The 26,024-nt window shown below is 36.2% G+C and carries 20 protein-coding genes and 2 pseudogenes; 15 read left to right on the forward strand and 7 right to left on the reverse strand.

Features of this window, described 5'->3' with window-relative positions; translation table 11 throughout:
• Nucleotides 1-3: 3 nt before the first annotated feature.
• Nucleotides 4-546 (reverse strand): helix-turn-helix domain-containing protein, encoded by a 543-nt coding sequence (locus tag ACIQZA_RS00250; protein WP_132357730.1) that lies wholly within the window; start codon nucleotides 544-546, stop codon nucleotides 4-6.
• A 406-nt stretch (nucleotides 547-952) separates the two neighbouring features.
• Here ACIQZA_RS00250 and ACIQZA_RS00255 point away from each other — a divergent pair, with 406 nt between their 5' ends.
• The 5 genes and pseudogenes from ACIQZA_RS00255 to ACIQZA_RS00275 form a co-directional block, all read left to right on the forward strand.
• Nucleotides 953-1,495 (forward strand): peroxiredoxin, encoded by a 543-nt coding sequence (locus ACIQZA_RS00255; protein WP_142509961.1) that lies wholly within the window; start codon nucleotides 953-955, stop codon nucleotides 1,493-1,495.
• 462 nt (nucleotides 1,496-1,957) lie between these two features.
• Nucleotides 1,958-2,410 carry a TlpA family protein disulfide reductase gene (locus tag ACIQZA_RS00260; RefSeq protein WP_053483465.1) on the forward strand — a complete coding sequence of 151 codons (453 nt, stop codon included), beginning with the start codon at nucleotides 1,958-1,960 and terminating at the stop codon, nucleotides 2,408-2,410.
• A 457-nt stretch (nucleotides 2,411-2,867) separates the two neighbouring features.
• Nucleotides 2,868-3,530, forward strand: a complete 663-nt coding sequence (locus tag ACIQZA_RS00265; RefSeq protein WP_053483642.1) for a potassium channel family protein — start codon at nucleotides 2,868-2,870, stop codon at nucleotides 3,528-3,530.
• A 6-nt stretch (nucleotides 3,531-3,536) separates the two neighbouring features.
• A complete protein-coding gene (locus ACIQZA_RS00270; protein WP_142509960.1) occupies nucleotides 3,537-4,016 on the forward strand; it encodes a hypothetical protein in 480 nt (159 codons plus the stop codon).
• 47 nt (nucleotides 4,017-4,063) lie between these two features.
• Nucleotides 4,064-4,646, forward strand: a pseudogene (locus ACIQZA_RS00275) (transposase); the annotation flags it as partial.
• 31 nt (nucleotides 4,647-4,677) lie between these two features.
• On the opposite strand, the pseudogene ACIQZA_RS00280 reads toward ACIQZA_RS00275, so the two are convergent.
• Nucleotides 4,678-4,863 (reverse strand): annotated as a pseudogene (locus tag ACIQZA_RS00280) (IS1595 family transposase); the annotation flags it as partial.
• A gap of 243 nt (nucleotides 4,864-5,106) precedes the next feature.
• Between ACIQZA_RS00280 and ACIQZA_RS00285 the strand changes: the two are divergent.
• From ACIQZA_RS00285 to ACIQZA_RS00300, 4 genes are read left to right on the forward strand one after another with little or no spacing between them, the layout of a single operon-like run.
• On the forward strand, nucleotides 5,107-5,892 hold the full coding sequence (locus tag ACIQZA_RS00285; RefSeq protein WP_323657614.1) for an ABC transporter ATP-binding protein: 786 nt from the start codon (nucleotides 5,107-5,109) through the stop codon (nucleotides 5,890-5,892).
• Between the two features lie 11 nt (nucleotides 5,893-5,903).
• Nucleotides 5,904-6,896: a FecCD family ABC transporter permease gene (locus ACIQZA_RS00290; protein WP_400939032.1), complete on the forward strand. Its 993-nt coding sequence runs from the start codon at nucleotides 5,904-5,906 to the stop codon at nucleotides 6,894-6,896.
• Complete coding sequence (locus ACIQZA_RS00295) at nucleotides 6,897-7,913, forward strand: FecCD family ABC transporter permease (RefSeq protein WP_400939029.1); 1,017 nt, start codon at nucleotides 6,897-6,899, stop codon at nucleotides 7,911-7,913.
• 4 nt (nucleotides 7,914-7,917) lie between these two features.
• Nucleotides 7,918-8,823: an ABC transporter substrate-binding protein gene (locus ACIQZA_RS00300; protein WP_402880213.1), complete on the forward strand. Its 906-nt coding sequence runs from the start codon at nucleotides 7,918-7,920 to the stop codon at nucleotides 8,821-8,823.
• A 308-nt stretch (nucleotides 8,824-9,131) separates the two neighbouring features.
• On the opposite strand, the gene ACIQZA_RS00305 is transcribed toward ACIQZA_RS00300, so the two are convergent.
• Entirely contained in the window at nucleotides 9,132-10,394 is a 1,263-nt protein-coding gene (locus ACIQZA_RS00305) for a dicarboxylate/amino acid:cation symporter (protein WP_142509955.1), read from the reverse strand.
• A 416-nt stretch (nucleotides 10,395-10,810) separates the two neighbouring features.
• On the opposite strand from ACIQZA_RS00305, the gene ACIQZA_RS00310 reads away from it, so the two are divergent.
• The 5 genes from ACIQZA_RS00310 (at nucleotide 10,811) to ACIQZA_RS00330 (ending at nucleotide 18,240) form a co-directional block, all read left to right on the forward strand.
• The gene (locus tag ACIQZA_RS00310; RefSeq protein WP_400939025.1) at nucleotides 10,811-12,412 is read left to right on the forward strand and encodes an ATP-binding protein; all 1,602 of its coding nucleotides are present in this window, start codon (nucleotides 10,811-10,813) and stop codon (nucleotides 12,410-12,412) included.
• Complete coding sequence (locus ACIQZA_RS00315; RefSeq protein WP_400939023.1) at nucleotides 12,413-13,117, forward strand: response regulator; 705 nt, start codon at nucleotides 12,413-12,415, stop codon at nucleotides 13,115-13,117. It abuts the gene before it with no gap.
• A 320-nt stretch (nucleotides 13,118-13,437) separates the two neighbouring features.
• Nucleotides 13,438-15,960 (forward strand): bifunctional lysylphosphatidylglycerol flippase/synthetase MprF, encoded by a 2,523-nt coding sequence (gene mprF / locus ACIQZA_RS00320; protein ID WP_402880210.1) that lies wholly within the window; start codon nucleotides 13,438-13,440, stop codon nucleotides 15,958-15,960.
• Between the two features lie 768 nt (nucleotides 15,961-16,728).
• Entirely contained in the window at nucleotides 16,729-17,226 is a 498-nt protein-coding gene (locus tag ACIQZA_RS00325) for a GNAT family N-acetyltransferase (protein WP_402880209.1), read from the forward strand.
• 18 nt (nucleotides 17,227-17,244) lie between these two features.
• A complete protein-coding gene (locus ACIQZA_RS00330) occupies nucleotides 17,245-18,240 on the forward strand; it encodes a S66 family peptidase (RefSeq protein ID WP_400939016.1) in 996 nt (331 codons plus the stop codon).
• Between the two features lie 41 nt (nucleotides 18,241-18,281).
• On the opposite strand, the gene ACIQZA_RS00335 is transcribed toward ACIQZA_RS00330, so the two are convergent.
• On the reverse strand, nucleotides 18,282-18,842 hold the full coding sequence (locus ACIQZA_RS00335) for a GNAT family N-acetyltransferase (RefSeq protein WP_402880207.1): 561 nt from the start codon (nucleotides 18,840-18,842) through the stop codon (nucleotides 18,282-18,284).
• A gap of 512 nt (nucleotides 18,843-19,354) precedes the next feature.
• Nucleotides 19,355-22,444 (reverse strand): efflux RND transporter permease subunit, encoded by a 3,090-nt coding sequence (locus ACIQZA_RS00340; protein ID WP_402880205.1) that lies wholly within the window; start codon nucleotides 22,442-22,444, stop codon nucleotides 19,355-19,357.
• 99 nt (nucleotides 22,445-22,543) lie between these two features.
• Here ACIQZA_RS00340 and ACIQZA_RS00345 point away from each other — a divergent pair, with 99 nt between their 5' ends.
• Nucleotides 22,544-23,377 (forward strand): TetR/AcrR family transcriptional regulator, encoded by an 834-nt coding sequence (locus ACIQZA_RS00345; protein WP_400939009.1) that lies wholly within the window; start codon nucleotides 22,544-22,546, stop codon nucleotides 23,375-23,377.
• Between the two features lie 356 nt (nucleotides 23,378-23,733).
• On the opposite strand, the gene rnjA is transcribed toward ACIQZA_RS00345, so the two are convergent.
• Complete coding sequence (rnjA, locus tag ACIQZA_RS00350) at nucleotides 23,734-25,401, reverse strand: ribonuclease J1 (RefSeq protein ID WP_400939006.1); 1,668 nt, start codon at nucleotides 25,399-25,401, stop codon at nucleotides 23,734-23,736.
• 5 nt (nucleotides 25,402-25,406) lie between these two features.
• On the reverse strand, nucleotides 25,407-25,616 hold the full coding sequence (locus ACIQZA_RS00355; protein WP_142507617.1) for a DNA-dependent RNA polymerase subunit epsilon: 210 nt from the start codon (nucleotides 25,614-25,616) through the stop codon (nucleotides 25,407-25,409).
• Nucleotides 25,617-26,024 lie beyond the last annotated feature (408 nt).

The following is a 26,024-nucleotide window of genomic DNA, read 5'->3' on the forward strand; positions in this document are numbered from 1 at the left end:
AAGCTATAAATATGAATCCGTTGCGACAAGTAAAATTTTTGTTTCATCAGCATGTGCATTAAAAATTTGGTGATGATCTGTCGCGTCAAAATAGAGAGCATTGCCTTTACTCGCTATGTACTGTTCATCTCCTAAAACGAGACGAATACGCCCTTCAACAACAAAAATAAATGTTTCTGAAAGTGAGGGCTCAAACTGTTTGAATTCCCCATCAGCAGCAAGTGTCAAGAAAATAGGCTCCATTTCTTTTTCATTAGAAGTAGGAATGAGCCACTGAATTTCATATTTTTTTTCTTCGTCTGTATAAGTGGATTGATCTTCTTCTGTATATACAACCTTTTGTTCAGGTGCTTCATCATCGAAAAATTCTTTAGGTGTTGACCCTAAAACTTCTAATAATGAAAAAAGAGTTTCAATGGAAGGTGAATTTAGATCACGTTCTAATTGAGAGATATACCCTTTACTTAAATCTGTGCGTTCTCCAAGTTCCTCTTGGGTAAGACCTTTTTTTAAACGAAGCGCTTTGATTTTTGCTCCAATTTGCATCTTTTCCCTCCTAGAAGAAGTTTAGCAATCATAAACTTTTGAAATACAAAGTTTACTTTAACGAAACTTTTAGTTTACTAAAACCATTACAATTATACATAATAATAAAGAATTTGCAATCGTTTTTTAGCAAAAAAAAGTAGATGAAATTTTTAGAAATTATACATAAATGTAGCGTAGAAAAATTTCGTTTAAACTAGAATAAAAATGTTAAAAATAGCTAATAAATAGGCTGTAGCAGCTATTCCATTTGGGGATTTGACGGAAATTTGTCAGACAATTTAATATGTGCACTTTTGTGAAGTTTACTTGTTTGAAAAACTACGATTACTCTGTTATCGTAGAAGACGAGTTCGCTGGTGCGGATGGAATATATACACTACATATTTAATCGGAGGGATTTATAATGGCAGAACGCATGGTAGGTAAACAAGCACCTGACTTTACAATGGAAGCAGTACTTCCAGACAAATCATTTGGTAAAGTATCGTTACAAGACATTAAAGCACAAGACAAATGGACAGTTCTTTTCTTCTATCCAATGGACTTCACTTTCGTATGTCCAACAGAAATCACTGCAATGAGCGATCGTTACGATGAGTTCGAAGACTTAGATGCAGAAGTAATCGGTGTTTCTACTGATACAATCCACACTCACTTAGCTTGGATTAACACTGACCGCACTAAAAATGGTCTTGGTGAGTTAAAATACCCATTAGCAGCAGATACAAATCACCAAATTTCACAAGAATATGGTGTATTAATTGAAGAAGAAGGTATCGCACTACGCGGCTTATTCATCATCAACCCAGAAGGTGAATTAAAATACCAAACAGTATTCGATAACAACATCGGCCGTGATGTAGACGAAACTTTACGTGTACTTCAAGCTTTACAAACTGGTGGTCTTTGCCCAGCAAACTGGCGCCCAGGTCAAGCAACTCTATAATTTAAGTAGAGTTTTTATGTCAGGCATTGAACTGAATTCGAGGTTTGGCGAAATTGATCATTTAAAAATAAAGAGTCCCCACAGCAAGTTTGTGGGGATTTTTTTAAACTTGATATAGAAAAAGGTTCATCACCAAAAATTGCGGATGACTTTTGTTAAAACGCTACTATGTAAATAAGTTGATTGGAGTGGAGACTGGGCGACTCCTCGGGGATTAGCGATAGGGGAACGAAGGGTAAGAGCATCACATCCTGTGATAACGCCTTCGTGACCAACGTCGTGTTGGCCCGAGACCCTGCAGCGAAGCGGATGTTTTCTGTGCGAAAGCGTAGTGTTAACGTAGCGGCACCACCAAAAGCGGCTATAGGACGCCCCCAGGAAAACGCCCAGCCGGAACGGAAATCAACCACACGTTTTGATAACGATCCCAGAAAAAGGAAAAAAGAAAAAGGAGAATGTTTTATGAAACTTCGTGAACAAATGCCTGAACTTGTAGGCGCAACGACTTGGTTAAATGGTGAAGTAACAAAAGCGGATTTAGTTGGCGAAAAACCAACATTAATCCACTTCTGGTCAGTTAGTTGCCATTTATGTAAAGAGGCAATGCCAGATGTGAACAATTTCCGTGATCAATACAAAGATGAGTTAAACGTTATTGCAGTGCATATGCCACGCTCTGAGGAAGATACAAATTTAGAAACCATCAAATCGGTAGCAGCAGAGCATGACATTGTTCAACCAATCTTTGTGGATAGCGAATTAAAGCTAACGGATGCATTTGAAAACCAATACGTACCAGCGTATTTTGTGTTCGATAAAGATGGTCAGCTTCGTCACATGCAAGCTGGTGGTAGCGGTATGAAAATGCTAGAAAAACGTGTGAATCGTGTTTTAGATGAAATGCGCAACGCATAAAAGAGCAGATTACGAGGCGGGGATATTGTATTCCTCGTCTTTTTTATTGAAAAATACGGGAGGGGAATCGGAGAGTATCCTAGTTACCTGGGGAAAAAATCGGGTGTAACGTTCCTAATCCGACCCGAGCGAAAAAGGGAGTAATCCGATCAAATTAAGGCGTGACCCGGGCGAAAAAGAGGTTACCCTGATCACATTTTAGGGCAAGCTGAGCAGTTTCGTCTCTCACTTGATCACTTCTCGAAGTACCCGAACGAAAAAGTTATTAAACCGTACGTCCAAAGAAGTACCTCAAGTATAAAAAAGAACCTAGTGTTCTTGAATAGGAGCAGGGGATTCCTACAAAGATTATCTTAGAGATGTCTTTTATTGAAGAATAGTCTCTTGTTTTGACGATACATATAGCAAAGAATACGTTACAATAAGGGTATAGTAGTTTTCGGAGGGATTTTTAATGATGAAAAAAGAGTTTGCTGTCATTGGACTTGGACGTTTTGGAGGAAGCATTGTTCGCGAACTAATGAGTCAAGGCGCACAAGTTATGGCGATAGATCATTCCTCAGAGCGGGTGGACGAGTTTGCTTCGATTGCCACACAGGCCGTTATCGCAGATTCGACGGATGAATCGGTATTAAATTCATTAGGTATTCGTAATTTTGAGCATGTTATCGTAGCGATTGGTGAAGATATTCAGGCTAGTATTTTGACGACTATTATTTTAAAAGAAATTGGTGTTCAGCAGATTACTGTAAAAGCTCAGAATGATTACCATGAAAAAGTACTGCGTAAAATTGGCGCAGATTTTGTCGTGCATCCTGAGCGAGATATGGGGATACGTATTGCCAATAATATGTTGTCTAATACAGTGCTCGATTACTTAGAGCTTTCGGATGAACATTCGATTATGGAGCTTAAAGCCAATGATGCGATTGCAGGTTACTCTGTTATGGATCTAGATATTCGTGCAAAGTACGGGATTAATATTGTAGGTCTTAAGCGTGGTGCAGATATCATCGTATCTCCGCAGGCGAGTGATAAAATTTTGCTAGGAGATATTATGCTTGTCATTGGGGCTGATGTAGATATTAACCGCTTTGTCAAAAAGGCATTGAATGGGTAATGAAAAATGAATAAACGAAGATGGAAACTAGTTATATTTGCAGCAATTATTCTTATTGGCGCTTTTACATGGCAATCTCGCGACAAAAATGAGCAAGAGGCTATTTCTCGTATTTTAGATCACACTGCAGAAATTGATGCAATCGAGCTATTTAAAGGAGAGCAATCTTTATTTAGTGCAACAGGTCAAGATGCAAAAGCCTATATTGAAAACTATCCGCTTAGCCATGTTAAGAAACTAAGCAAAAAAGAACGAGCTATATTTGAAGAAAAACCACTTTATCATATTGTCTACGAAATTAAAGGAGAGCCTTTATATGAGGTAGATATTTTAAAAGTTGCGATTAGCTCTGAGCTCAGTGAAGAATTACAGCAGATGGTTTTTAATGTTGGGGATCAGCAATATTTGATTTATTGGGCAAAAGAGAAAAAAGCACTTGAACAATCAACAAATACGCAACGTTTGCTTGAACAATATGTTAAATAAAAAAGGTTCTATAATATTTGTTGGGGTAATCACACAATTTTAAGCACCGTTTTAAAAAGGTAGCGAATAAACAATTAGTAGAGGGTGTACGTTTACCAAAAGTGATTGCGATTGATGAGTATAAAGGCGATACAGATGCAGGTACGTATCAGCTAATCATTGCGAATGCGGAGACGCGCGAACCGATCGATATTTTACCGAATCGTAAAAAAGAAACAATAAAAAATTACTTAAGTCAGCATGGAGCCGATGTTGAAATAGTGGTTATGGATATGAATCCAAGTTTTAAAGCAGCTGTTCGTCAAGCGCTAGGTCGACCTGTTATTGTGGCAGACCGCTTTCATTTTAGCCGTTATATTTATTGGGCAATGGATGAAGTGCACCGACAAGTACAAAAAGAATGGGATAAATACAATCGCACAAAGTGTAAACGTATGCGTCATATATTTTATAAACGTGCATCTAAATTATCACCGAAACAACAGTGGTATTTACAGCGCTCTAGAAGGCATTAATAATAAAACAAAAGTGATGAAACGGAATGCATATGGCTTTCGACGCTTCGATCACTTTCGAGCAAAAATCTTATTAAATTTAAAGTATAAAGAAATTGGAGTTCATCTGGGTTAAGGTGCTGAAAGAGTACAGCACCCCAACATTGCGCAACTCCTTGAAAACGCTCCATCCACTTTTTCAAGCGATTATGAAAGTTATTAACGTGTTGAATGTGGTAAATTCCCTCCTTTACACGCTGTTTTTGTCGCTCATTGACTGTTTCGTGTTGTAATCCTTTTATCTTAGCGAACTTTTTATAATTCGTTGCCGTATCAGTGAACACCATTCCACTTATGAATGGTGTTTTTTGGGGTTCTAGAAGGAAAAGAATAGAATAGAGTTCAGAGCAGAATAAACTGAATGTACCTTTCTCAGCTATATTTAAACGCTTTTATAAGTGGATGAAAATGAATAAACGATGTTTAATTTAACTTATATTTAAATAACTTATTTTTTAATGCTATATTGACTTTAAAATGCAAATAGAATACAATTCGATAATGATAATCATTCTCAGTAAAAGGAGACTAACAAATTGTTTCGAATTTCTGCACACGACATCGAAGTAAAATATGATAAAAATATTATTCTTAGAGACCTATTATTACATATTCCAGATAATAGTATTTCAACAATTATTGGACCGAATGGTTGTGGGAAATCAACTTTATTAAAGGCTCTAACAAAAATATTGCCTTATTCCAAAGGTCAAATTTTATTAGATGGACAAGCTTTAACCTCATATAAAACAAAAGATTTAGCGAAAAAAATGGCATTACTTCCGCAGTCTCAGATTGCACCTTCTAACATTTCAGTACGTGAACTTATTGCTTACGGAAGGTATCCCCATCAAGGGAATTTCGGTATTTTAAGCTCTCAAGATCAAGAAATTATTAACTGGGCAATCTCCAAGACCAAGTTAAATGACGTAGAAAATTCTATTGTTGATTCATTGTCGGGTGGGCAACGTCAACGCGTTTGGGTCGCTTTAGCATTAGCTCAGCAAACGGACATTATTTATTTAGATGAGCCCACAACCTATTTGGACCTTGCACATCAACTTGATTTAATGAAACTTCTTAAACAATTGAATGTGGAAGAAAATCGTACAATTGTTATGGTACTACATGATTTAAATTTAGCAGCTAGATATTCAGACTATATGATTTCAATGAATTCTGGTCAAATCGTAAAAGCTGGAACCGTTGATGAAGTGATGACTACTGATAATTTAAAGCGGGTTTTTCAAATAGATGCTGTCATTAGTGAAGATCCTTATACTAAAAAACCAATTTGTCTATCTTACGACACTAGTTTATAAGAGGTGATGAGATGACAATTTGGCACAAATGGATCACGATATTCGTACTTTTAATTATCTGTTTTGCTTCCATTATTTTTGCAATCAGTATAGGGGCTAAAAATATTTCCTTTATCACAGTGTGGACATCCATTTTCCAATACAACTCAGAGGATAACTTACATCAGATCATTTATGAAGTTCGATTACCACGAGTGTTAGGGGCCGTATTTGTTGGAGCTGCTTTCGCAGTCGCTGGTACAGTAATTCAAGCAATCACACGTAATCCCCTTGCTGATATAGGCATTTTAGGGATCAACGGTGGGGCAGTACTTCTTGTGACTATCTGTTTTGCATTTTATCCAGCGATTTCCTACGGTTGGCTTACGTTCTTTTCATTCATCGGGGCCGCACTATCGACCTTCCTTGTCTTTTCAATCGGTATAGTCGCTCGTGGGAATCTTTCCCTTTTAACATTTACAATTGCTGGGGCAGTGATTGCTGCATTTCTACATGCAATTAGTTCTGGTATTGCCATTTATTTTGATTTGAATCAAGAATTGGCTTTTTGGTATGCAGGTGGAGTTGCAGGTGTTACGTGGAAGCAACTTCCTTTATTGATTACTATCGTTATCGTATCCATCATTATTGCAACATTACTTGGTAAGCAATTAACGATTTTAAGTACAGGGCAAGAAATGGCATCGAGTTTAGGTATTAACATTAAGTTCTTACTATTCACAAGTATGGGGGTTATCGTTTTACTTGGTGGTGTTGGAGTTGCAGTCGGTGGTTCTATTAGTTTTGTTGGACTAATTATCCCTCATCTTTCACGTAAATTTGTTGGACATGATTACCGTTGGAATATTCCAGTAAGTGCTTTATTAGGGAGTACACTTGTAGTAATCGCTGATTTATCAGCTCGAATAATTTTTGCACCTAAAGAGCTTGCATTAGGAATATTAATTGCCTTTATTGGTGTGCCATTTTTTCTAGTTGTAGCGAAGAAACTGGAGGGAACTTAAATGGCACCAAAGCGAAGAATTCCATTTCTTTTATACATCTCGATCACTTTGATATTCATTTTTCTAACATTTTTCTTTTCAATTAACACAGGAAGCTATCAACTTTCTTTACTAGAAGTGGTGAATAACCTATTTGGTCAAGGGCAGGATAATAGTATACTCGTATTATTTGAGTATCGATTACCCCGCATCTTAATGGCATTAGTCGGTGGTGCTGGTATCGCTGTGGCAGGATCATTACTCCAATCCTATACGGGCAACCATTTAGCGGATACTGGTTTATTAGGTCTCCATGCGGGTGCTTCATGTGGATTAATTATATTCATGAGCTTTTTCAGTCAAAAATTTTTATATGCTGAAATTTTAATACCTTTATTCGCCTTTTCAGGTGGTGCTTTGGCCGCCGTTTTGATTGTTTATTTAGCAAAATCAAAAAATGGCGGTATCAATACAAATAAATTGATTTTAATTGGTATTGCTGTATCGGCACTTTTTAATGCAATAACGCTATTTTTATCATTACGTTTAAGTAAAGATACTTATTCTTTTGCAGCTAGTTGGTTACTTGGGAATATTTGGGGGCGCCATTGGATTCATGTTTCTATTTTAATTCCATGGGTTGCTCTATTTAGTTTTCTTGCCTATCACTTAGCGCATCGATTAAACCTTTTACAAGTTGGAGAGGCATTCGCTCAAACAACGGGAATTAATGTAAAGCGCACAAAAAATAGCGCATTGATATTCGCTGTGGTGTTATCAAGCGTTTCAGTAGCCATCGTAGGTAATATTAGCTTTTTAGGACTTTTAGCGCCACATTTGGCACGTCAATTAGTTGGCAGTGACTATCGCCTCAACCTACCTTTATCTGCATTGATTGGCGCTGGCATTTTACTACTTTCTGATACGATTGGTCGTTCTCTATTTGAAGCAAACCCAATCCCAGCAGGTATATTGGTATCCTTCATTGGAGGACCTTATTTTATTTATTTACTATTAAAAAACAACAGGAGTGTATAACAATATGAAAAAATGGTATTTACCAGTAACTTTAGCTCTATTAACAGCAGTTTTAGGTGCTTGTGGAAATGAAGATTCAACAACATCTAATTTAACAACGAAAGTAGTTGAAGAACAACGTATTGGCTCTTTATCAATTCACTTAACAAATGACTTAATTGCCCTAGATATTACCCCCGTTGGTTCTGTAGTTGGCGGTTCATTAGGTGATTTTTTACCACAAGCAGTTCCATACTTAACAGAAGCTACAAAATATGGCCCTGCAAAAGATGTTGATATGGAATCATTACTTTCCTCCGAACCAGATGTTATCGTTGCAGATGAAGAATTTGCAGCAGCGAATTTAGAACACTACAAAAAAATTGCACCCGTTCAACTATATAACTTAGATGAAGGAACATGGCGTGATCATTTAACATTACTTGGAAAAAAATTCAAAAAAGAAGAATCAGCGAAACAATTTATTGCAGATTACGAAAAGAAAACGGAGGAAGTAAAATCTTTACTTGCTAAACAATATGGTGAAGATGCAACAGCAATGGCAATCCGTGTTACAGATAAAGAATTACGTGTTTTCTCAACAGCACGACCAATGGGCCCAATATTATTTAAAGACTTAAATCTTAAACCTGCTACAGGAATTACAGAAATGGGTACAGAAGAGCCTTATCAAGTGATATCAAAAGAAGTTATTGGTGATTACGATGCAGATATTATATTTGTTGTAGTAAATAGCAACGAAGAAGCTGAAAAAGTATACAAAGAACTTGCTGAATCATCTATATGGAAATCTCTAAAAGCTGTTCAAAAGGGCCAAATTTTTGTTGTTTCAGATCAACCTTGGTTAGACTATTCAGCTCTTGGGAACTCAATGGCAATGGATCAACTATATGACCAATTAAAAAAATAAAAATATAGTCTATTTACAAGAATACATCTTACAATGCGAAACCCTTCACTTTTCCCCCTAAAACCATAATGTTTCAATGGTTTTAGGGGGATTTACTTTTTTACTTTTAAAAAAGGGTAGTGAAAACAGCCTAGCTGCGATCACTACCCTTCCTTGTAGTTAAGGAAAATTAGATTTTTTGCCTGTGGACAAACTAGAACATAGTAAGCGTCTAGGCTAAAGTGCTACGAGGTCGCTCGATCCCTCGGGCGAAGTAGTGGAGCGTTTACTTTTACTTCGGGCTCTCCATCGCTTTAGCGCATTTGTTCTTAGGACACAATAGTATTTTTTCCTTGAAGTGCACGTTCTTGCATTTCTACATCAAATTCCTTTTCCGATTTCGATACGACTACACAAGCTACACCGTTACCAATTAAATTTGTTACGGCACGTGCCTCAGACATGAAACGGTCAACACCGATTAATAGCGCAATCCCTTCGACTGGAATCATTGGGAAAGCAGCAAGTGTTGCTGCTAATGTGATAAAACCAGAACCTGTTACACCAGCGGCTCCTTTAGATGTAATCATTAAAATCCCAAGAAGTGTAATGATTTGAATCCATGTCAATTCCATTCCGTATGCTTGTGCAATAAATAAGGCAGCCATTGATAGGTAGATGGACGTCCCATCAAGATTGAAGGAATAACCGGTTGGTACTACTAATCCAACAACTTGTTTAGAGCAACCAAAATTTTCTAATTTACGCATCATAGATGGCAAGGCAGATTCAGATGATGAAGTACCAATTACTAAGAAAATCTCCTCTTTTATATAAGCGATAAATTTAAAAATGTTGAAGCCGAAGAATTTTGCGATCATTCCTAAAACAAGGACTACGAATATGAACATTGTAATATATACTGCAGCCATTAATAGACCTAAGTTGGCTAACGATTTCAACCCAAAATTACCAATTGTATAGGCCATTGCACCAAAAGCACCTATTGGAGATATTTTCATCACCATATTTACGATTTTAAAGAAAATTTCTGCCACTTGTTCAAAAAATGTGATGACAGGTTTTGCAGGTGCGCCAATAGAAGCAGCAGCTAAGCCGAACAAGATGGCAGAGAATAACACAGGAAGTAATTGTCCTGTTGCAAGTGCACCTACAACGTTTTCAGGAATAATGCTAGAGATGAAAGCACCTAAGCCTTGCTCAGACTCTGCTGCAGCAGTTGTATATTTTGAGATATCGGCTTCGGAAGCACCAGAAGTATCTAAACCTGTACCAGGGCTAACGATTAATGCAACAGCAATACCGATTGCTAAGGCAATGGTAGAGACAATTTCGAAATACAGTAACGCTTTTCCACCGATTTTTCCAACTTTTTTCATATCTCCCATACTACCGATTCCGATTACAACTGTTAAGAAGATAATAGGAGCGATTAACATTTTAATTAGCTTAATGAATAAATCAGCCAGGATTTTAAGGCTTGCCCCAAACTCAGGGAAGATAGCCCCAACAATCACCCCTAGAATAATTGCAGCTATAACTTGAACGGTCAGATTTTTCAGTAATTTCACTTTATGCTACCTCTTTTCTAAATTTTCTCTTTGATATCGTTTTCACTAGAATTATCATAGCGAATCCTTTAAGGGAAAAGAGATTTAGAAAATAAGAAACATATCGTTCATTAAGTACATTCATCCATATTTTAAATAAAACGTAGTGTTTTCAATAACTTAAACTGTTATGATACTCTGTGAATAACTTACTGTTGTTATAATACAAAAATAATTAATGATAGAAAATTTCGTTTTATGTCAATTTTTCGTAATATTGTTCATTAAGTTCATGACTTTCTCCTCCTTATGTCAACTAAAACTGTTGTCAAAAGATTTTTTTGAAGATAATCTTAAAAGCATATCATTGATAGAAGTGACATTCTTAGCATGAGTAAAAAATGTCCCATTCAGATTTGGAAAGGAAGGAATATTAAATGATAAAAATGCCTGTAAACGGTAAAATCCTGCTAGTGACATTTTTAATCATTGCATTCTCCTTTTTACTTGGTGGCATTTTTGTACTTGGAAACCTCTTAACTGAGCAAGAAAAGGAGTTTAGTCAGCGTGCTATGCTCGTTGCGCGGACTGTATCAAATGTGCCAGAAATCAGTATGCATTTGAAAAATGACAATATTAAAGAAGCGGCGAAAAATGTCAACAAAATTGTAGATGGAATTCGTGTTGTTAATAAAGCAGAGTATATCGTTGTAATGAATATGAATCGTATTAAACTATCTCACCCAGTTAATAAAGAAATAGGGAAGCGTAGTGAATCACAGGATTTAAATGCTTCCTTTAGTGAGCATTATTATGTAACGAAGGCGCAAGGGGAAGCGGGTGTAATGATTCGAGCTTTTGTCCCTATTATTGACGACAAAAAAGTACAAGTAGGCATTGTCGTTGTAGGATATTCGATGCCAACTTTTATAGAAATGTTGCAAAATTATGAGCATGAAATTTTTATTACTATTCTTATATCTCTTGTTTTTAGTATTTGGGGGGCATATACACTTGGCCGACATATTAAAAAGCAAATGTTTGGGCTTGAGCCCCATGAGATTGCCAAGATGTATGTGGAACGAACAGAAACGTTCAATGCTATGCATGAAGGCATTATAGCGGTCGATAAAGGAATGAATATTACAATTTTTAATGAAAAAGCAGCTGATATATTAGGAGTTACTAGAAAAATAGAGGATTGTATCGGAGAAAAGATTTATGATGTTTTGCCTGACACACGATTGCCTGAAATTGTTGAAACAGCAACACCAGTATACAATCAAGAGCTCTACATCAATCATCATAGTATTTTGAGTAATCGTGTCCCGATTATTGTAAATGGCGAGCTAGTTGGAGCAGTTGCTATGTTTAAAGATTTAACAGCAGTTAAAAAGCTTGCGGAAGAAGTAACAGGTGTTAAAGCATTTGTTCAAGCACTGCGTGTACAAACACATGAGCATAAAAATAAGCTTCATACTATTGCAGGACTTCTGCAATTGGGACATACAAAGCAGGCACTTGAATACGTGACAGCTACTACCGAAAATGAAGCTTCTTTAACGAAGTTTTTGAATGAACGCTTTCATAATGAAAATATTTCAGGATTATTGCTAAGTAAAGTTAGTTATGGTAAGGAATTAGGCATACAAGTAGAAATCGATCGAAAAAGTCATTTTAAACGCTTTCCACCATTATTAGATCACCACGATTTTGTCGTCTTGTTAGGAAATTTAATTGAAAATTCCTTTGAAGCACTAAATGTTCTTTCAAAGCATGATAAATATGTAGCTATTTCTGTAGATGAGCATGACGGTGTGCTAGCAATTGCTGTTTCTGATAATGGAATTGGGATGTCTGAAGGGGTGCAAGCTCGTATGTTTGAAAGTGGATTTTCTACAAAGGCAAGTGAGAATCGCGGTATCGGCTTGCATTTAATACATGAAATAGTAAGAAAAGGTAATGGTGATATTGAGGTAGTGAGTGAATTTATGAAAGGGACAAGTTTCTTAATCTTATTTGAGTTAGGAGAAGAGTAGATGGATGTAATAAAAGTGTTATTAATCGAAGATGACCCAATGGTACGAGAAGTGAACAGGCAATTTATTGAGCAAATTAAAGGATTTTCACTGATAGGCTATGCTGGCAATGGGATAGAAGGGATAGAGAAGATTAAGCAGCTAAATCCAGAACTTGTCTTTATGGATATTTTTATGCCAGAGCAGGATGGCATTATTACGCTAGGAAAAATTCGCGAAGAACATATTCCAGTTGATGTTATTGCCGTAACTGCTGCGAATGATATGTCAACTGTACAGAGAATATTACACCTAGGCGTCTATGATTATATTATGAAACCTTTTACGTTTGAACGAATTGAACAAACTTTAAAGAATTATCAAGCGTATAGAAAGAAAATAAGTGGTATGCAAGATCTAACACAGCATGATGTGGATCATCTAATGCAGAAACGTATCCCTGAGCAAATAGTTGTTCCTCCGATCACTGAGACAATAATAATTGACGAGCTACCAAAGGGTTTTAACCGAGCGACATTAGACAAGGTACTTGCCTATATTCAAGAGAGTAACGAAGCCGTATCAGCGGAAGAAGTGTCCATGTATATTGGAACGGCTCGTGTAACAGCTCGACGTTACTTGGATTTTTTAGAAAAACAAAATCTATTAAAGGTGGATATACAATATGGAAATGTGGGCCGTCCTATCCATCGATATTATATTTAATCCGAATGAGTGTCTTATAAAGTTGTTTAATACATCTTTTATAGGGAAAGCTTAGAAACTAAAGGGATATGGAAGTATCATTTGCTTTCTCACCAAAGTATGGATTAGATTTTGGGAATATGAAGGGTTGATGAATACATTATGCAGCAAATAGACTTAATAGAGTGAATAAAATATGCTTTATCCCGATAGGTAAACTTGACGATACATATAGCAGAGAATCCGTTACAATAATGGTATGTTATTTTTCGGAGGATTTTTTATGGGAATTAAAGAAATAATTGATTTTAGAAAGCTAATGGGGAGTAGGTTTAACACACATGTTCAACGTTCGAAAAGAGTCACTATTTAAATTTTTGAAAATTCTATTTCCAATAGCGCTTTTAGCAATAGCAATTTATGAAATTCTACAAACGATAAGTGGGATAGATGTTCATTTACTTCGGAAAGAAGTGAATGAACTGCAGATATGGGAGCTCTTATTTATTCTTTTTATCACCTTCTGTGCCATTACACCGATGATTTTTTATGATGTTATTTTAGTGAAAATATTAGGAATAAAAATAAACAACCGTCTTCTACTGAATCATTCTTTTGTTGTAAATACCTTCTCCAATCTTATTGGCTTTGGTGGTTTAGTTGGTGTTTTTTTACGTAATTATTTCTATTCGAAATATAAAGAGGATAAGGAAGACTTGTTAAAAAGCATTGCCTCCGTAACACTCTTTTATTTAACAGGGATTTCGCTGTTAACTTGGATTATGTATATATTCTTTTGGGACTTCCCATTGCTAAAAGAAGTACGGTGGTTAAAGATAGCAGTTATTCTTGTCAGCCTATATGTTCCGATTTTTATTGCTATGCTTCTCATTCGCAATAAAAAAGCAGGTTCTATAAAGCCAAAGATCTCTCTTCAATTGATGGGCACTTCCGTAACTGAATGGGTTGCAGTCTTTTTAGTTATCTGGATATTAACTTTTATTTTGAAGATCCCAATAGAATTATCCGATTTAATTCCCATATTTTTAATTGCCTCCTGTGCGGGTATTGTCAGTATGATTCCTGGCGGAGTGGGCTCTTTTGACCTTGTTTTTTTATGGGGGACTCAAAGTTTAGGAATCGCTGATGAAAAAGTGCTTTTTCTATTAATTTTGTATCGAGTTGGTTACTTTGTGCTTCCATTTTTAGTTTCTTCTCTTTTATTTGTAAAAGAATATTGGGAACGTTGGAATCAATCATGGGATGACTTGCCAAATGTCGTTCTTCAGAAGCTGAGTCACATGTTATTAACGATATTGGTATTTTTCTCTGGCATTGTATTATTGCTATCAGCTTCGGTGCCGGGTATTTTAAGTCGACTAAAAATAGCTCAGGAATTTTTATCTTCGCCGATTATGCATGTCTCTCATCAAATGACTGTTGCAGCTGGCTTTATTCTCTTAGGTTTATGTAGAGGGATTAAATATAAAGTGAAAAGGGCCTATCAGCTTTGCCTCATTGTGCTAAGTAGTTCTGCACTATTTTCAATTTTTAAAGGCTTGGATTATGAAGAAGCTATTTTTTTACTGATTGTCGCAGGGCTGTTAATTGCCTCAAAAAAACAATTTTACCGTGAAAGTAACGTTCTGACATGGGGAATCGTTTTGATTGATCTTGCTGCAGTGACAATCATTACAGCGATGTATGTATTGATTGGTTATGTGAATTTACCTACTTCCAAAATTCATATTCCAGTCGCTTTGCAGGAATATATCATTACGGATTACCGAGACCTATTTTATAGTGCAGTAATAGGCATTTTAATAGCAATTGTCATTTTTTATATAGGTTATTTTATCCGTGCACCTAAGAAAATGGAAAAGCTTTTATCAAGTGAGCAAGAAGAGCGAATTAAAGATCATTTGATGACCTATAAAGGGACGGAGTATTCACATTTACTTTTTTTACATGACAAATTTATACATTGGAATAAACAAGGTACAGTTTTATTTTCTTATCAAATATATGCCGATAAGATTGTTGTACTGGGAGATCCAGTGGGAGATGAATCTGATTTTTTATCAGCTATTCAGGAGTTTTTAGAATTGGCAGATAAGCATGGTTATACACCAGTCTTTTATGAAATTAACAATAAAATTTTCCCTTCTTTACATGAGCATGGGTATAGTTTTTTTAAGCTTGGTGAAGAAGCTTTTGTAGATTTGGATAAGTTTACACTTGCTGGTAAGGGAATGAAGGGACGTCGAGCGGTAAAAAATAAATTTGAACGAGAACATTTTACAGTTGAAATAGTAAGCCCTCCTTACTCACAGGAATTAATGAATGAATTGCAAGAAGTATCAACGAAATGGTTGCAGGGAAGGTCAGAAAAAGGCTTTTCTCTTGGCTTTTTTAATGAACACTATTTAAACACTTCAAACATTGCCGTTTTACGTGGAGCAGAAGGAGTTATTGGCTTTGCTAGTCTCATGCCAATGTACGATAATGGCGAAAGACTCTCAGTAGATCTCATGCGTTTTAAGCCGGGAGCGCCATCTGGAACAATGGATTTCATATTCCTATCGCTCTTCGAATGGGCGAAAGCAGAAGGCTACCGTGTTTTTAACATGGGGATGTCGCCATTGTCAAATGTCGGACAGTCTAGGTATTCCTTTTTAAGTGAAAAAATTGCAGCGCAAATATTTTTACATGGGCAGTACTTCTATCATTTTAAAGGATTAAGAAACTTTAAATTAAAATATGCAGATTTTTGGGAGCCAAAGTATATAGCATATCGAAAGAAATCCTCACTGCCATTTACAATGGCACAGGTCACGTTATTAATTGGTAAAAAGAGGAAATAAGTAACTAAGTTTTTACTTTCCTTGCCTAAAGAAGAGTGAGAAGTTAAATTTTAAGAAGTCTGTGCTGCCGGCATAGACAATACAAAAAAGATGCTTTGCAAAATTACTTTGCGATGCATCTTTTTTATGGATTTTTATAGTCAGAAAAATGATAAGGACCGGAACGCAGGACATCGCTGATAAAAGAGCCAGAATCGCTGATAAAGTAGCAAACATCGCTGATAAAAGAGTCAGAATCGCTGATAAAGCATCAAACATCGCTGATAAAAGAGAGTCAAGTCCTTAATATTGTGTAAAATTCTATACAATGTTCTTCAACTCGGACTTTAGTTTTGTCAAATTGTCCAGCTTATGTTGGAATTCGCCGCTAAAAGTGTGAGTTTCGCCGCTAACCAAAGGAAGAACGCCGCTAAAACACGAAATTCCGCCGCTAACCAAGCAAGGAACGCCGCTAAAACTTGAAAGAGTCAGAATCGCTGATAAAGTAGTAAACATCGCTGATAAAAGAGCCAGAATCGCTGATAAAAGTAAACATCGCTGATAAGTGAACCGAAATCGCTGATTGATTTATGATGAAATAAAGTTTATGAAAAAATTGTAATTTTATATTTGATTTTCCATTCGCGCTTTGTAATAATTGAAATTCAAGATGAACACAAAAGACTTGATGATACATGTCACTAAATTTTAACTTATTTCAGCGGGTGCCACACATCCGCTGAAATAGAATGCCAAGCCATAACTGATAAAGAAAGGAGTTCGATGAAAATGTTAATAAGAGAGGCAAAACGTGAAGATGCTGAACAGATCATAGCTGTCATAAAAAATGCGGAAGAGTCTAATTTAATGTTATTCGGGCCAGGTGAACGAAAGTTAGAGACTGAACAATTTACTAAATTTATTGAGAATATTCACAATAACAGCCATTCTGCTTTATTGATAGCTGAAATAGAAAAGAAAGTAGTTGGTTATTTAATTGTTCAGGGTAATAATATGCCATCTAGAGTTTCACATCGAGCCTATATTGTCATAGGTATCCATAGTGATTATAGAGGCCGGAAAATAGGTACGGCATTATTTAGTCACCTTGACGATTGGGCAAAAGGAAAGGGTATGCATCGCTTGGAACTAACAGTAATGGCGAACAATACTGTAGGTGTTGCTTTATATAAAAAAATGGGATTTGAAATTGAGGGAACCAAGAGACATTCCTTATATGTTGATGGTGAGTACATTGATGAATATTTTATGTCAAAATTATTTTAATATAAAGGGTGTGTGTATATGAATTCTAGAAGAAACACTAGAAGTATTAATATCGGAATTTTTTCACCATCATCGCCAGCATCCGTCAGTGCCCTTTCTCGATATAAGCGTGCAAAAGCTTTCCTAGAACAAAGAAATATAAACTTAATTGAAGGAAGTCTAACTGGTAAATCCGATATTTATCGCTCTGGCACTCCTAGAGAGCGTGCTGAAGAGTTAAATAAATTATTACGAAATCCAAACGTCCCCATCATCATGTCGACAATCGGTGGTACAAATTCAAATAGTATGCTGCCATATATTGATTATGAGGCATTTCGAAGCAATCCAAAAATCGTCGTTGGTTACTCTGATGCAACGGCAATTTTACTGGCACTTTACGCAAAAACAGGAATTACAACATATTACGGTCCAGCATTAGTTCCTTCCTTTGGGGAATTTGAACCATTAGTCAATGATACATATCAATTCTTCGAGAACTACTTCTTTAAGTCACAATCATTACCTTACGAAATTCCAATGCCTACATATTGGTCAGATGAACCCGTCAATTGGTTAGAAAAAACGGTGGAAAAAAAGTTATATAAGAATGAATGGTTGACGGTTCAAGAAGGAGTTGCTGAAGGTAGATTAATTGGTGGCAATGTAAATGCTATGTATGGATTTATTGGTACTTCTTATTTCCCGAAAATTCATGATGGAGATATCTTATTAATAGAAGATTGCGCTAAAAATACAGCTATCGTTGAGAAAAATTTTGCGATGCTGAAATTACACGGAGTATTTGAAAAAATAAGTGGCATTATTTTAGGTAAGCATGAACGCTATGATGATTTGGAGACTGGACGTAAACCATATGAAATACTGCTTGAACAGTTAGACGGCATTGATATTCCGATTTTAGCAGAATTCGATATATGTCATACACATCCGATGCATCCAATTGCTATAGGAAAACAAGTAAGATTAGATGCAACGGCTAAAAAAGTCTATTGTATTGAGCAATGGTTATAAATAAAATAAGCCCTGCTGATTTTTTGCAGGGCTTAGTCCAATTATGATTTAACATAGTCATTATCTGTAATAGCATACATTTTAACATTTTGATGATTCCCCTTAACAAACATACTTTTTCGTAAAATCCCCTCAAAAAGCATCCCTGATTTCTCCATTACTTTTTGGGATCCAATATTCCCTTCAAAGCATCGCGCTTGAATTCGCACTAATCCTAATTCGTTAAAGCCAAAGTCGATTAGTATTTTAGCTGCTTCAGTCGTTATCCCTTTATGCCAATTATCTTCAGATAGAACATAGCCTATCTCCGCACATTTATGCTTGTCAGTAATAGAAACAAAATCGAAAGTGCCAATTAAATTTTGCTCAAATTCGATGCCCCATAATAGGTGATTATCTTGTTTATAGTCACTTAAAACTAATTCAATAAACTCTTTTGTTTCGTCTAAACTCTTATGGGGTTCCCATGTAACATAGCGTGCTACATTTTCACTTGAAGTGTAGTTGAATATTGCTTCTAAATCATTTAATGAGATCGGCCTTAACGTTAATCGTGCTGTTTTTAAAACAGGTGGTGCTTGTTTAAAAATGTTATTGCTCACAAAACTCCCCCTTCATTTTGTGTAATCATTAAAGTTTATCTAATTATAACCAAATTTATAAATTCTTGTGAAGCTATTCATTAGAGTTTGAGAGGGGATATTTTAAGGTTAAAGGGAGAAAAATTAAAAAATTAAAGCAATGTACTATTAAGGGATTTACATTTGATTGGAATGGAGGTTGGGCGACGCCTTGGGGATAAGCGATAGAGGAATGAAGGCTAAAACCATCACGCCCTGTGATAAAGCCTTCGTGACCAACATTGTGCTGTTGCTGTCGCTTCGTTGCACTACGCTTTCGCGACATCTGTTGGCCCGAAATGCAATGGATGTTTTCTGTGCGAAAGCGAAGCGATAGCAGCAACTAGAGCGGCTCATCGGAAGCTACCAGGAAAGCGCTCAACCGTAACGGAAATCAACCTCACGTTATGCTAATGAGTCATAGACAATAGTGTTTCTTCAAAACATAGAAAAAAGGGCCTCCTTTAATGGAGCGCCCTTTTTACATGTGTTTATTAATTATCTTTAACGTCTTTTCGGTTTTTCTTTAACATTTTAGATAGCATTTCATAAACGATTGGTACAACTACTAATGTTAATAAAGTTGAAGATAGTAGACCACCGATTACTGTAATTGCTAGGTCTTTTGAAATTAGACCACTGCCACCATTACCAATTGCCATTGGAATCATCGCACCGATTGTTGCTATGGCAGTCATTAGGATTGGACGTAAACGAGTTGCACCAGCCTCTAAAATGGCCTCGCGCATTGCAAGTCCGTCACGTTCCATATGAATAATGCGGTCTACTAATACGATGGCGTTTGTTACAACGATACCGATTAGCATTAATAGTCCCATCATAACAGAAACAGAAATTGTTTGACCTGTGACGAATAATCCGACAAATGCACCAATTACTGCGAATGGTAGGGAGAACAGAATAGCGAATGGTGCTAAACCTTCACCGAATGTTACTACTAGGATGAAGTAAACAATCGCGATCGCAGCTAACATAGCAATTCCAAGCTGTGTGAACGTTTCTTGCATGTCTGCAGCAACGCCTCCAACGCCAGTCGTTACACCTTTAGGTAAATCTAATTTATCGATTTTTTTATCAGCAGCTGAAGTAGCTTTTGAAATATCGTCACCGATAATCGTACCAGAAACTTTTGCGAAGTATTCACCTTTTGAGCGAGATAATGAGTTTAATGTAGTGCCTTCTTCTACTTTTACTAACTCACCGATTGTCATTGTTGTGCCTAAAGCTGTTTGGATTTTAGTAGCTAATACATCATCAAGAGATTTAGCAGCAGCTTTTTCTTCATGCTGTACAATAACATCAATATCTTCACCATCATACTGAACTTTAGTTAGAACTTCTGGTGATGTATTTTGATTTAAAGCCATTACAATTTGAGCAGTAGTTAAACCGTATTGTAGAACATTTTTTTGATCTACTTTTAAGGTATTCTCAACAAACGGATCTTCAGTATCAGACTTAATTTCTTCTAAACCATCAACTTCTTTTAGTGCGCCTTCTACTTGTTTCACTGCTTTACGAAGCTTATCTAAATCTTCACTATATAATGTGTAACTTACTGCATTTGAAGACGATGACATTGATGAGAAGTTTTGAGATTTCCATTCACCTGATTGACCGATGTTAGTTACATAATCTTCAACTTCTTTACGTGCTTCAGGGAAGTCCTTCATATCTGGATCGAAGATGAGGTACATTAAGGCACCACCAGCACCGCCACCCATCATCATTGCCGAAGGATCAACATGTTTAGGGTCATTGATCGAAACTTGTAAAATATTAACGTCTTTACGTTTCATTAAATCTTTTTCTACTTTTGCAACATTTGCTTCTGTATCTTTCATTAGCTCGCCTGTACCAGGAGTGTACGTTAAGTACATAACCTTATCTTCTTGTGAGCCCATGAAACTGAAGCCAATAAGTGGTGTTAAAGCAAGAGAACCAACAAGCAGTACAATCGCTATAACTGATGTAATGATTTTATGATTTAATGATTTTGCTAGTACACCTTTATACCAAAGAGCTAGTTTACCAACTTCTTTATGTTGACTTTCTTTTTTCTCACCGTATATTTTTTTACGGAATAGGAAGTGAGATAAAGCTGGAACAATTGTAATCGCCACTATTAATGAAGCACCAAGCGCAAACGACATTGTTAACGCAAACGGCATGAATAATTCGCCAACCATACCGCCTACAAACATTAGTGGGGCGAATACTGCTATGGTTACTAATGTAGAAGAAAGGATTGGTTTGAACATTTCAATTGTCGCTTCACGAATAAGAGCGCGACCTGTTAATTTTTCATCTTTTAAATGGATACGTCGATAAATATTTTCAACAACTACAATGGAGTCATCAATTACACGACCAATCGCCACGGTTATCGCGCCGAGAGTCATAATGTTTAATGTGATATCCATCCAGTTTAATAATAGTAATGCCATGAATACTGAAACTGGAATAGAAATAATCGAAATAATTGTTGATTTGAAATCACGTAAAAATAGTAAAATAATTAATACGGCAATGGCACCACCGAATACTGCTTTTTCAATCATTGTAAACACTGAATCTTCAATCGGTTTACCTTGGTCAAGTGAGATATCCACTTTTAGGCCGTCTAATGATTTTTCTTCGTCTTTCATTAAATCTTTCACTGCATTTACGACTTTTACCGTATTGGCATCTTGAGCTTTAACGATTTGAATCGCAATCGCATCTTTGCCGTTTGTACGTGATACGGATTGTACTTTACCTTCGACTTCAATCGTTGCAATATCGCCTAAGCGAACGAATGGAGAAGGATTTGTAGCTGAAGGTGTAACTGGAATCAATAAGTCTTTTAACTCATCGATAGATTTAACTTTACCGTCTACTGAAACGGCCTGTTCACCTACAGTAAATTGATATAAACCAAGTGAAAGCGACATATCACTTGCTTGAATCATTTGCTTGACTGAATCTTCTGTTAAGCCAAGAGCAGCCATTTTTGCTTTATCATATTTAAATGATACTTCATTAATGTGCTGACCGTTGATAGTTGCTGAAGCAACGCCATCAATTTTTTCGATTTTAGGAAGTAAAATGTTTTCTACTGTTGACGTTAATCCGACAATATCTTCCTTAGAGCTACTAACCGATAAAGCGACAACAGGCATCATATTCATGCTAATTGCCATAACTGTTGGTTTTTGAGCACCTTCAGGTAATTTTATACCTTCTAAAGCGGACTCTAATTGGCGTTTTTTCTCATCCATATCAATTCCATAGTCATATTCCACTTGAACTTGTGCTACGTTTGAAGAGGATGATGAGTAAACTGCTTTTACATCTTCTAAGCTTTCAATTGATTTTTCAAATGGTATGGAAAGCTCATTCATTACCTGTTCAGGTGTTGCACCAGGATAAACACCCATTACAATTAAATATGGTATAGAAATGTCAGGTATGGATTCCATTTTCATTTTTGTACCTGAATAAATACCAGAGACAGTGATGATAATTGTTAATAACCACACTGCCAATTTGTTTTTCAATACGAAATTAACTAAACCTTTCACCTTCACACCTACCCTTTATTGACTAACTAGATTTCGTTATATATACTAATGACTAATCGGTCATTTGTCAATGAAACACATTAGGAGAGAATTTAAAGTATGTTAAAAAAGCAACTTATTATGGAGAAAGCGTTGGAGCTATTCTCAGAACAAGGCTTTGAAGCTACATCTGTACAGCAAATTACAGAACGATGTGGGATTTCAAAAGGCGCATTTTATTTATCTTTCAAAACAAAAGACGAGCTTCTAATTTCAATGGTAGAGAATTATCTACAACAGTTTGTCACTGACGTTGACCAAGTAGTCAGAAGTTCACTTAGTAAAGATATCATTTTAGTTGAATTTTACAAAAGTATTTTTCAAGCTTTTAAAAAACATGCTGCATCTGCCCGTGTGTTTTTTAATGAGAAAGTACTTCTTACAAAAAAAGAATTGTTTCAGAAAATAATTGCCTATGATGTCGAGATGTCTAAGTCGATTATCTATATGCTTGAGCAACTATATCAGGATGAACTCGACGAAACAAAATATGATGTTATGTATTGCATAAAAGGATTCATGAAAAGTTATTCAGAACTTTTTATTTTTTCTGATATACCACTCGATTTAGATCAATTGTCTAAATCTCTAGCTGAAAAGACGGAAATTCTTGCAAGGTATACAACGATTCCATTTATGACCGAAGAACTCGTTCAATTAACAGCAAAACCTTGTAATGAAGAATTTTCAAAGGAATCTTTGCTAGAATTAATCGAACAACATCTAGATGGCTTAATAGACACTATAGAACGCGAGTCTCTAGAATTATTAAAAGAACAAGTCGAAAATCCAACCTATAGTAAACCGATTATAAAAGGTTTAATTGAAAACATACGCTTGCAGCCAGATTATCGTTGGATTGCTTATGTAATAGCTAAATACTTTAATATGTAGACATAAGGATAGGATTGCACACTCTAAGACGGGTGAGCGATCCTTATCTGTCTGTAACGATAGTTAAAGTTATGACACTGCGAAATTAGTTAAGATTAAAGAATACTGTAAGAAAACTTGAAGTGTTAGCGGCAATAAAGAAATAGTCTAGGTGACTAGAAGTGTGGGCAGGGTTTCTGATAGTGTTAAAATAGGGATATAATTCCATTTATGTAGCCATTCTTGTGTTACTCTAATTCATTGCACGTTTGAAATGGTTTTAGAGTCGTCATACTATATACGAAAAAAAGAGCAAAGAGGTTCCAAAAAAATGAAAATAAAAAAACTACGCAATTTTGCGTAGTTTTTTAATGATGTTAAACCTCCATAATGATCGGTAAAATCATAGGGCGACGTTTTGTTTTTTCAAATAAATATGGTCCTAAAACGTCGGTAATTTCATTTTTTAGCTCAGTCCATTGAGGAGTTTTGCCTTTAATGGTCTCGTTTAGGTGACGGTTTAGCATTTTTTGTGCTTCATTAATCATCGTACCTGACTCACGCATGTAAACAAAGCCTCGTGAAATAATGTCTGGACCGGAAACGATTTTTTGGTTTTCCATATCCACACTTACAACAACGATCACTAAACCTTCTTCAGAAAGAATGCGTCGATCGCGTAATACGATATTACCGATATCTCCGATACCATTGCCATCAATATAAACGTCTCCTGAAGGAATACGACCTGCTACATGTGCTTCGTTGGCACTTAATGCTAGCACGTCACCATTCTCCATGACGAATGTATTATCAAGCGGAACATCACAATCTTCTGCTAGATGAGTATGCATTTTCAACATACGGAATTCACCGTGAATTGGCATAAAGAATTTAGGCTTCATTAAGCGCAACATCAATTTTTGTTCTTCCTGTGAACCGTGACCAGAAGTATGGATATTATTTAGTGCACCATGTATAACTTCTGCCCCTGCACGGAAAAGTAAGTTGATGATCTTGTTTACACTTACTGTATTTCCTGGTACTGGTGAAGAAGAGAAGACAACTGTGTCACCAGGCTGGATTTGGATTTGACGATGTGTACCATTGGCAATACGAGAAAGAGCAGCCATTGGTTCACCTTGAGAGCCTGTACATAATATCATTACTTCATTGGCAGGAAGACGATTAATGCTTTGGGCATCAATAAATGTATCCTTTGGTGCATTAATATAGCCTAGTTCACGACCAATTGTAATGGCATTATCCATTGAACGTCCGAAGACAGCAATTTTTCTTCCGTATTTTATTGCAGCATCTGTTGCTTGCTGTAAACGGTGAATGTTAGATGCGAAAGTTGCGAAAATAATACGACTATCAACCTTACGGAAAATTTCATCGATACTTTTACCAACTGTACGCTCTGACATTGTGAAGTTCGGCTTTTCTGCATTCGTACTATCTGAAAGTAAGCACAGTACGCCATCACGGCCGATTTCAGCCATTTTTGTTAAGTTAGCTGGCTCTCCTACAGGTGTAAAGTCAAATTTAAAGTCACCTGTATGCACGATGTTACCAGGTGGTGTTTTTACAACGATTCCGTAAGCATCTGGAATACTATGTGTTGTTCTAAAGAAGCTAACAGATGTTTTTCTGAACTTTATAACATCTTCTTCTTTAATTTCGATAAGCTTTGTTGTACGTAGTAAGCCATGCTCGTCTAACTTATTGCGTAATAAACCAAGTGCAAGCTTACCGCCATAGACAGGGACATTTACTTGACGTAATAAGTAGGGAATACCACCGATATGGTCTTCATGTCCATGTGTAATAAATAATCCTTTAATTTTGTCAACGTTGCGTACTAAATACGTATAATCCGGAATAACGTAATCAATACCGAGTAAGTCGTCTTCTGGGAATTTAATTCCAGCATCAATTAAAATGATTTCATCTTGAAATTGAACGCCGTAAGTGTTTTTGCCGATTTCGCCCAGTCCGCCGAGCGCGAAAACAGCTGCTTGGTCATTTTTAACAAACTTCATGTTTGTTAAATTTCCTCCAAGATAAAGTTCGGGCTTGCTTGTTCGTAGACTAAATAGTTACCTTCAAGCAATTGAACGAACTCGATGTTGTAGTTTCGGTCTTTTAGCTTTTCACGTACTTCGCGTTCTGAAGCAGCTTCTAGGTATAGACTTTTAGTGTTTTCGCGAACTGGAATTTCATTTGCTTTTTCTTGATAATAAACTTTGTAAATCATAGTTTGCTCTCCTTTAATTGCGTACAATTTTCTTGCACCTTTGACTAATACCACACACGTACTACAAGAAAAAACAGCAAATTTCTAGTAAGCAAAAGAAGAAATTAGGCGTTTGAAGTTCTTGTATTCTCAGTGTTACAATCCAGACGTAATTACAACAAGGTGTAATTGAATTAAGCAATGAGACAGTGGTTGCACATAGCCAAATAAATGCATTTCCTTTATATTATCACGCAGTTACTCTAAAATAAAGAAAAGCCCTTCAAATAATGAAGGGCAAATGTTAGGCAATTGATTTTTTTCCGAGTATGCCGCGAAGTTGCTTCAACAATTTACGTTTGAATTTCTTCAACATGGCACATCACTCCTTAGGATCATTATAATAAAAAATATTGCCTCTGTAAAGTC

The sequence above is a fragment of the Lysinibacillus sp. NPDC096382 genome, assembly GCF_044762845.1.
Classification (GTDB): Bacteria; Bacillota; Bacilli; order Bacillales_A; family Planococcaceae; genus Lysinibacillus.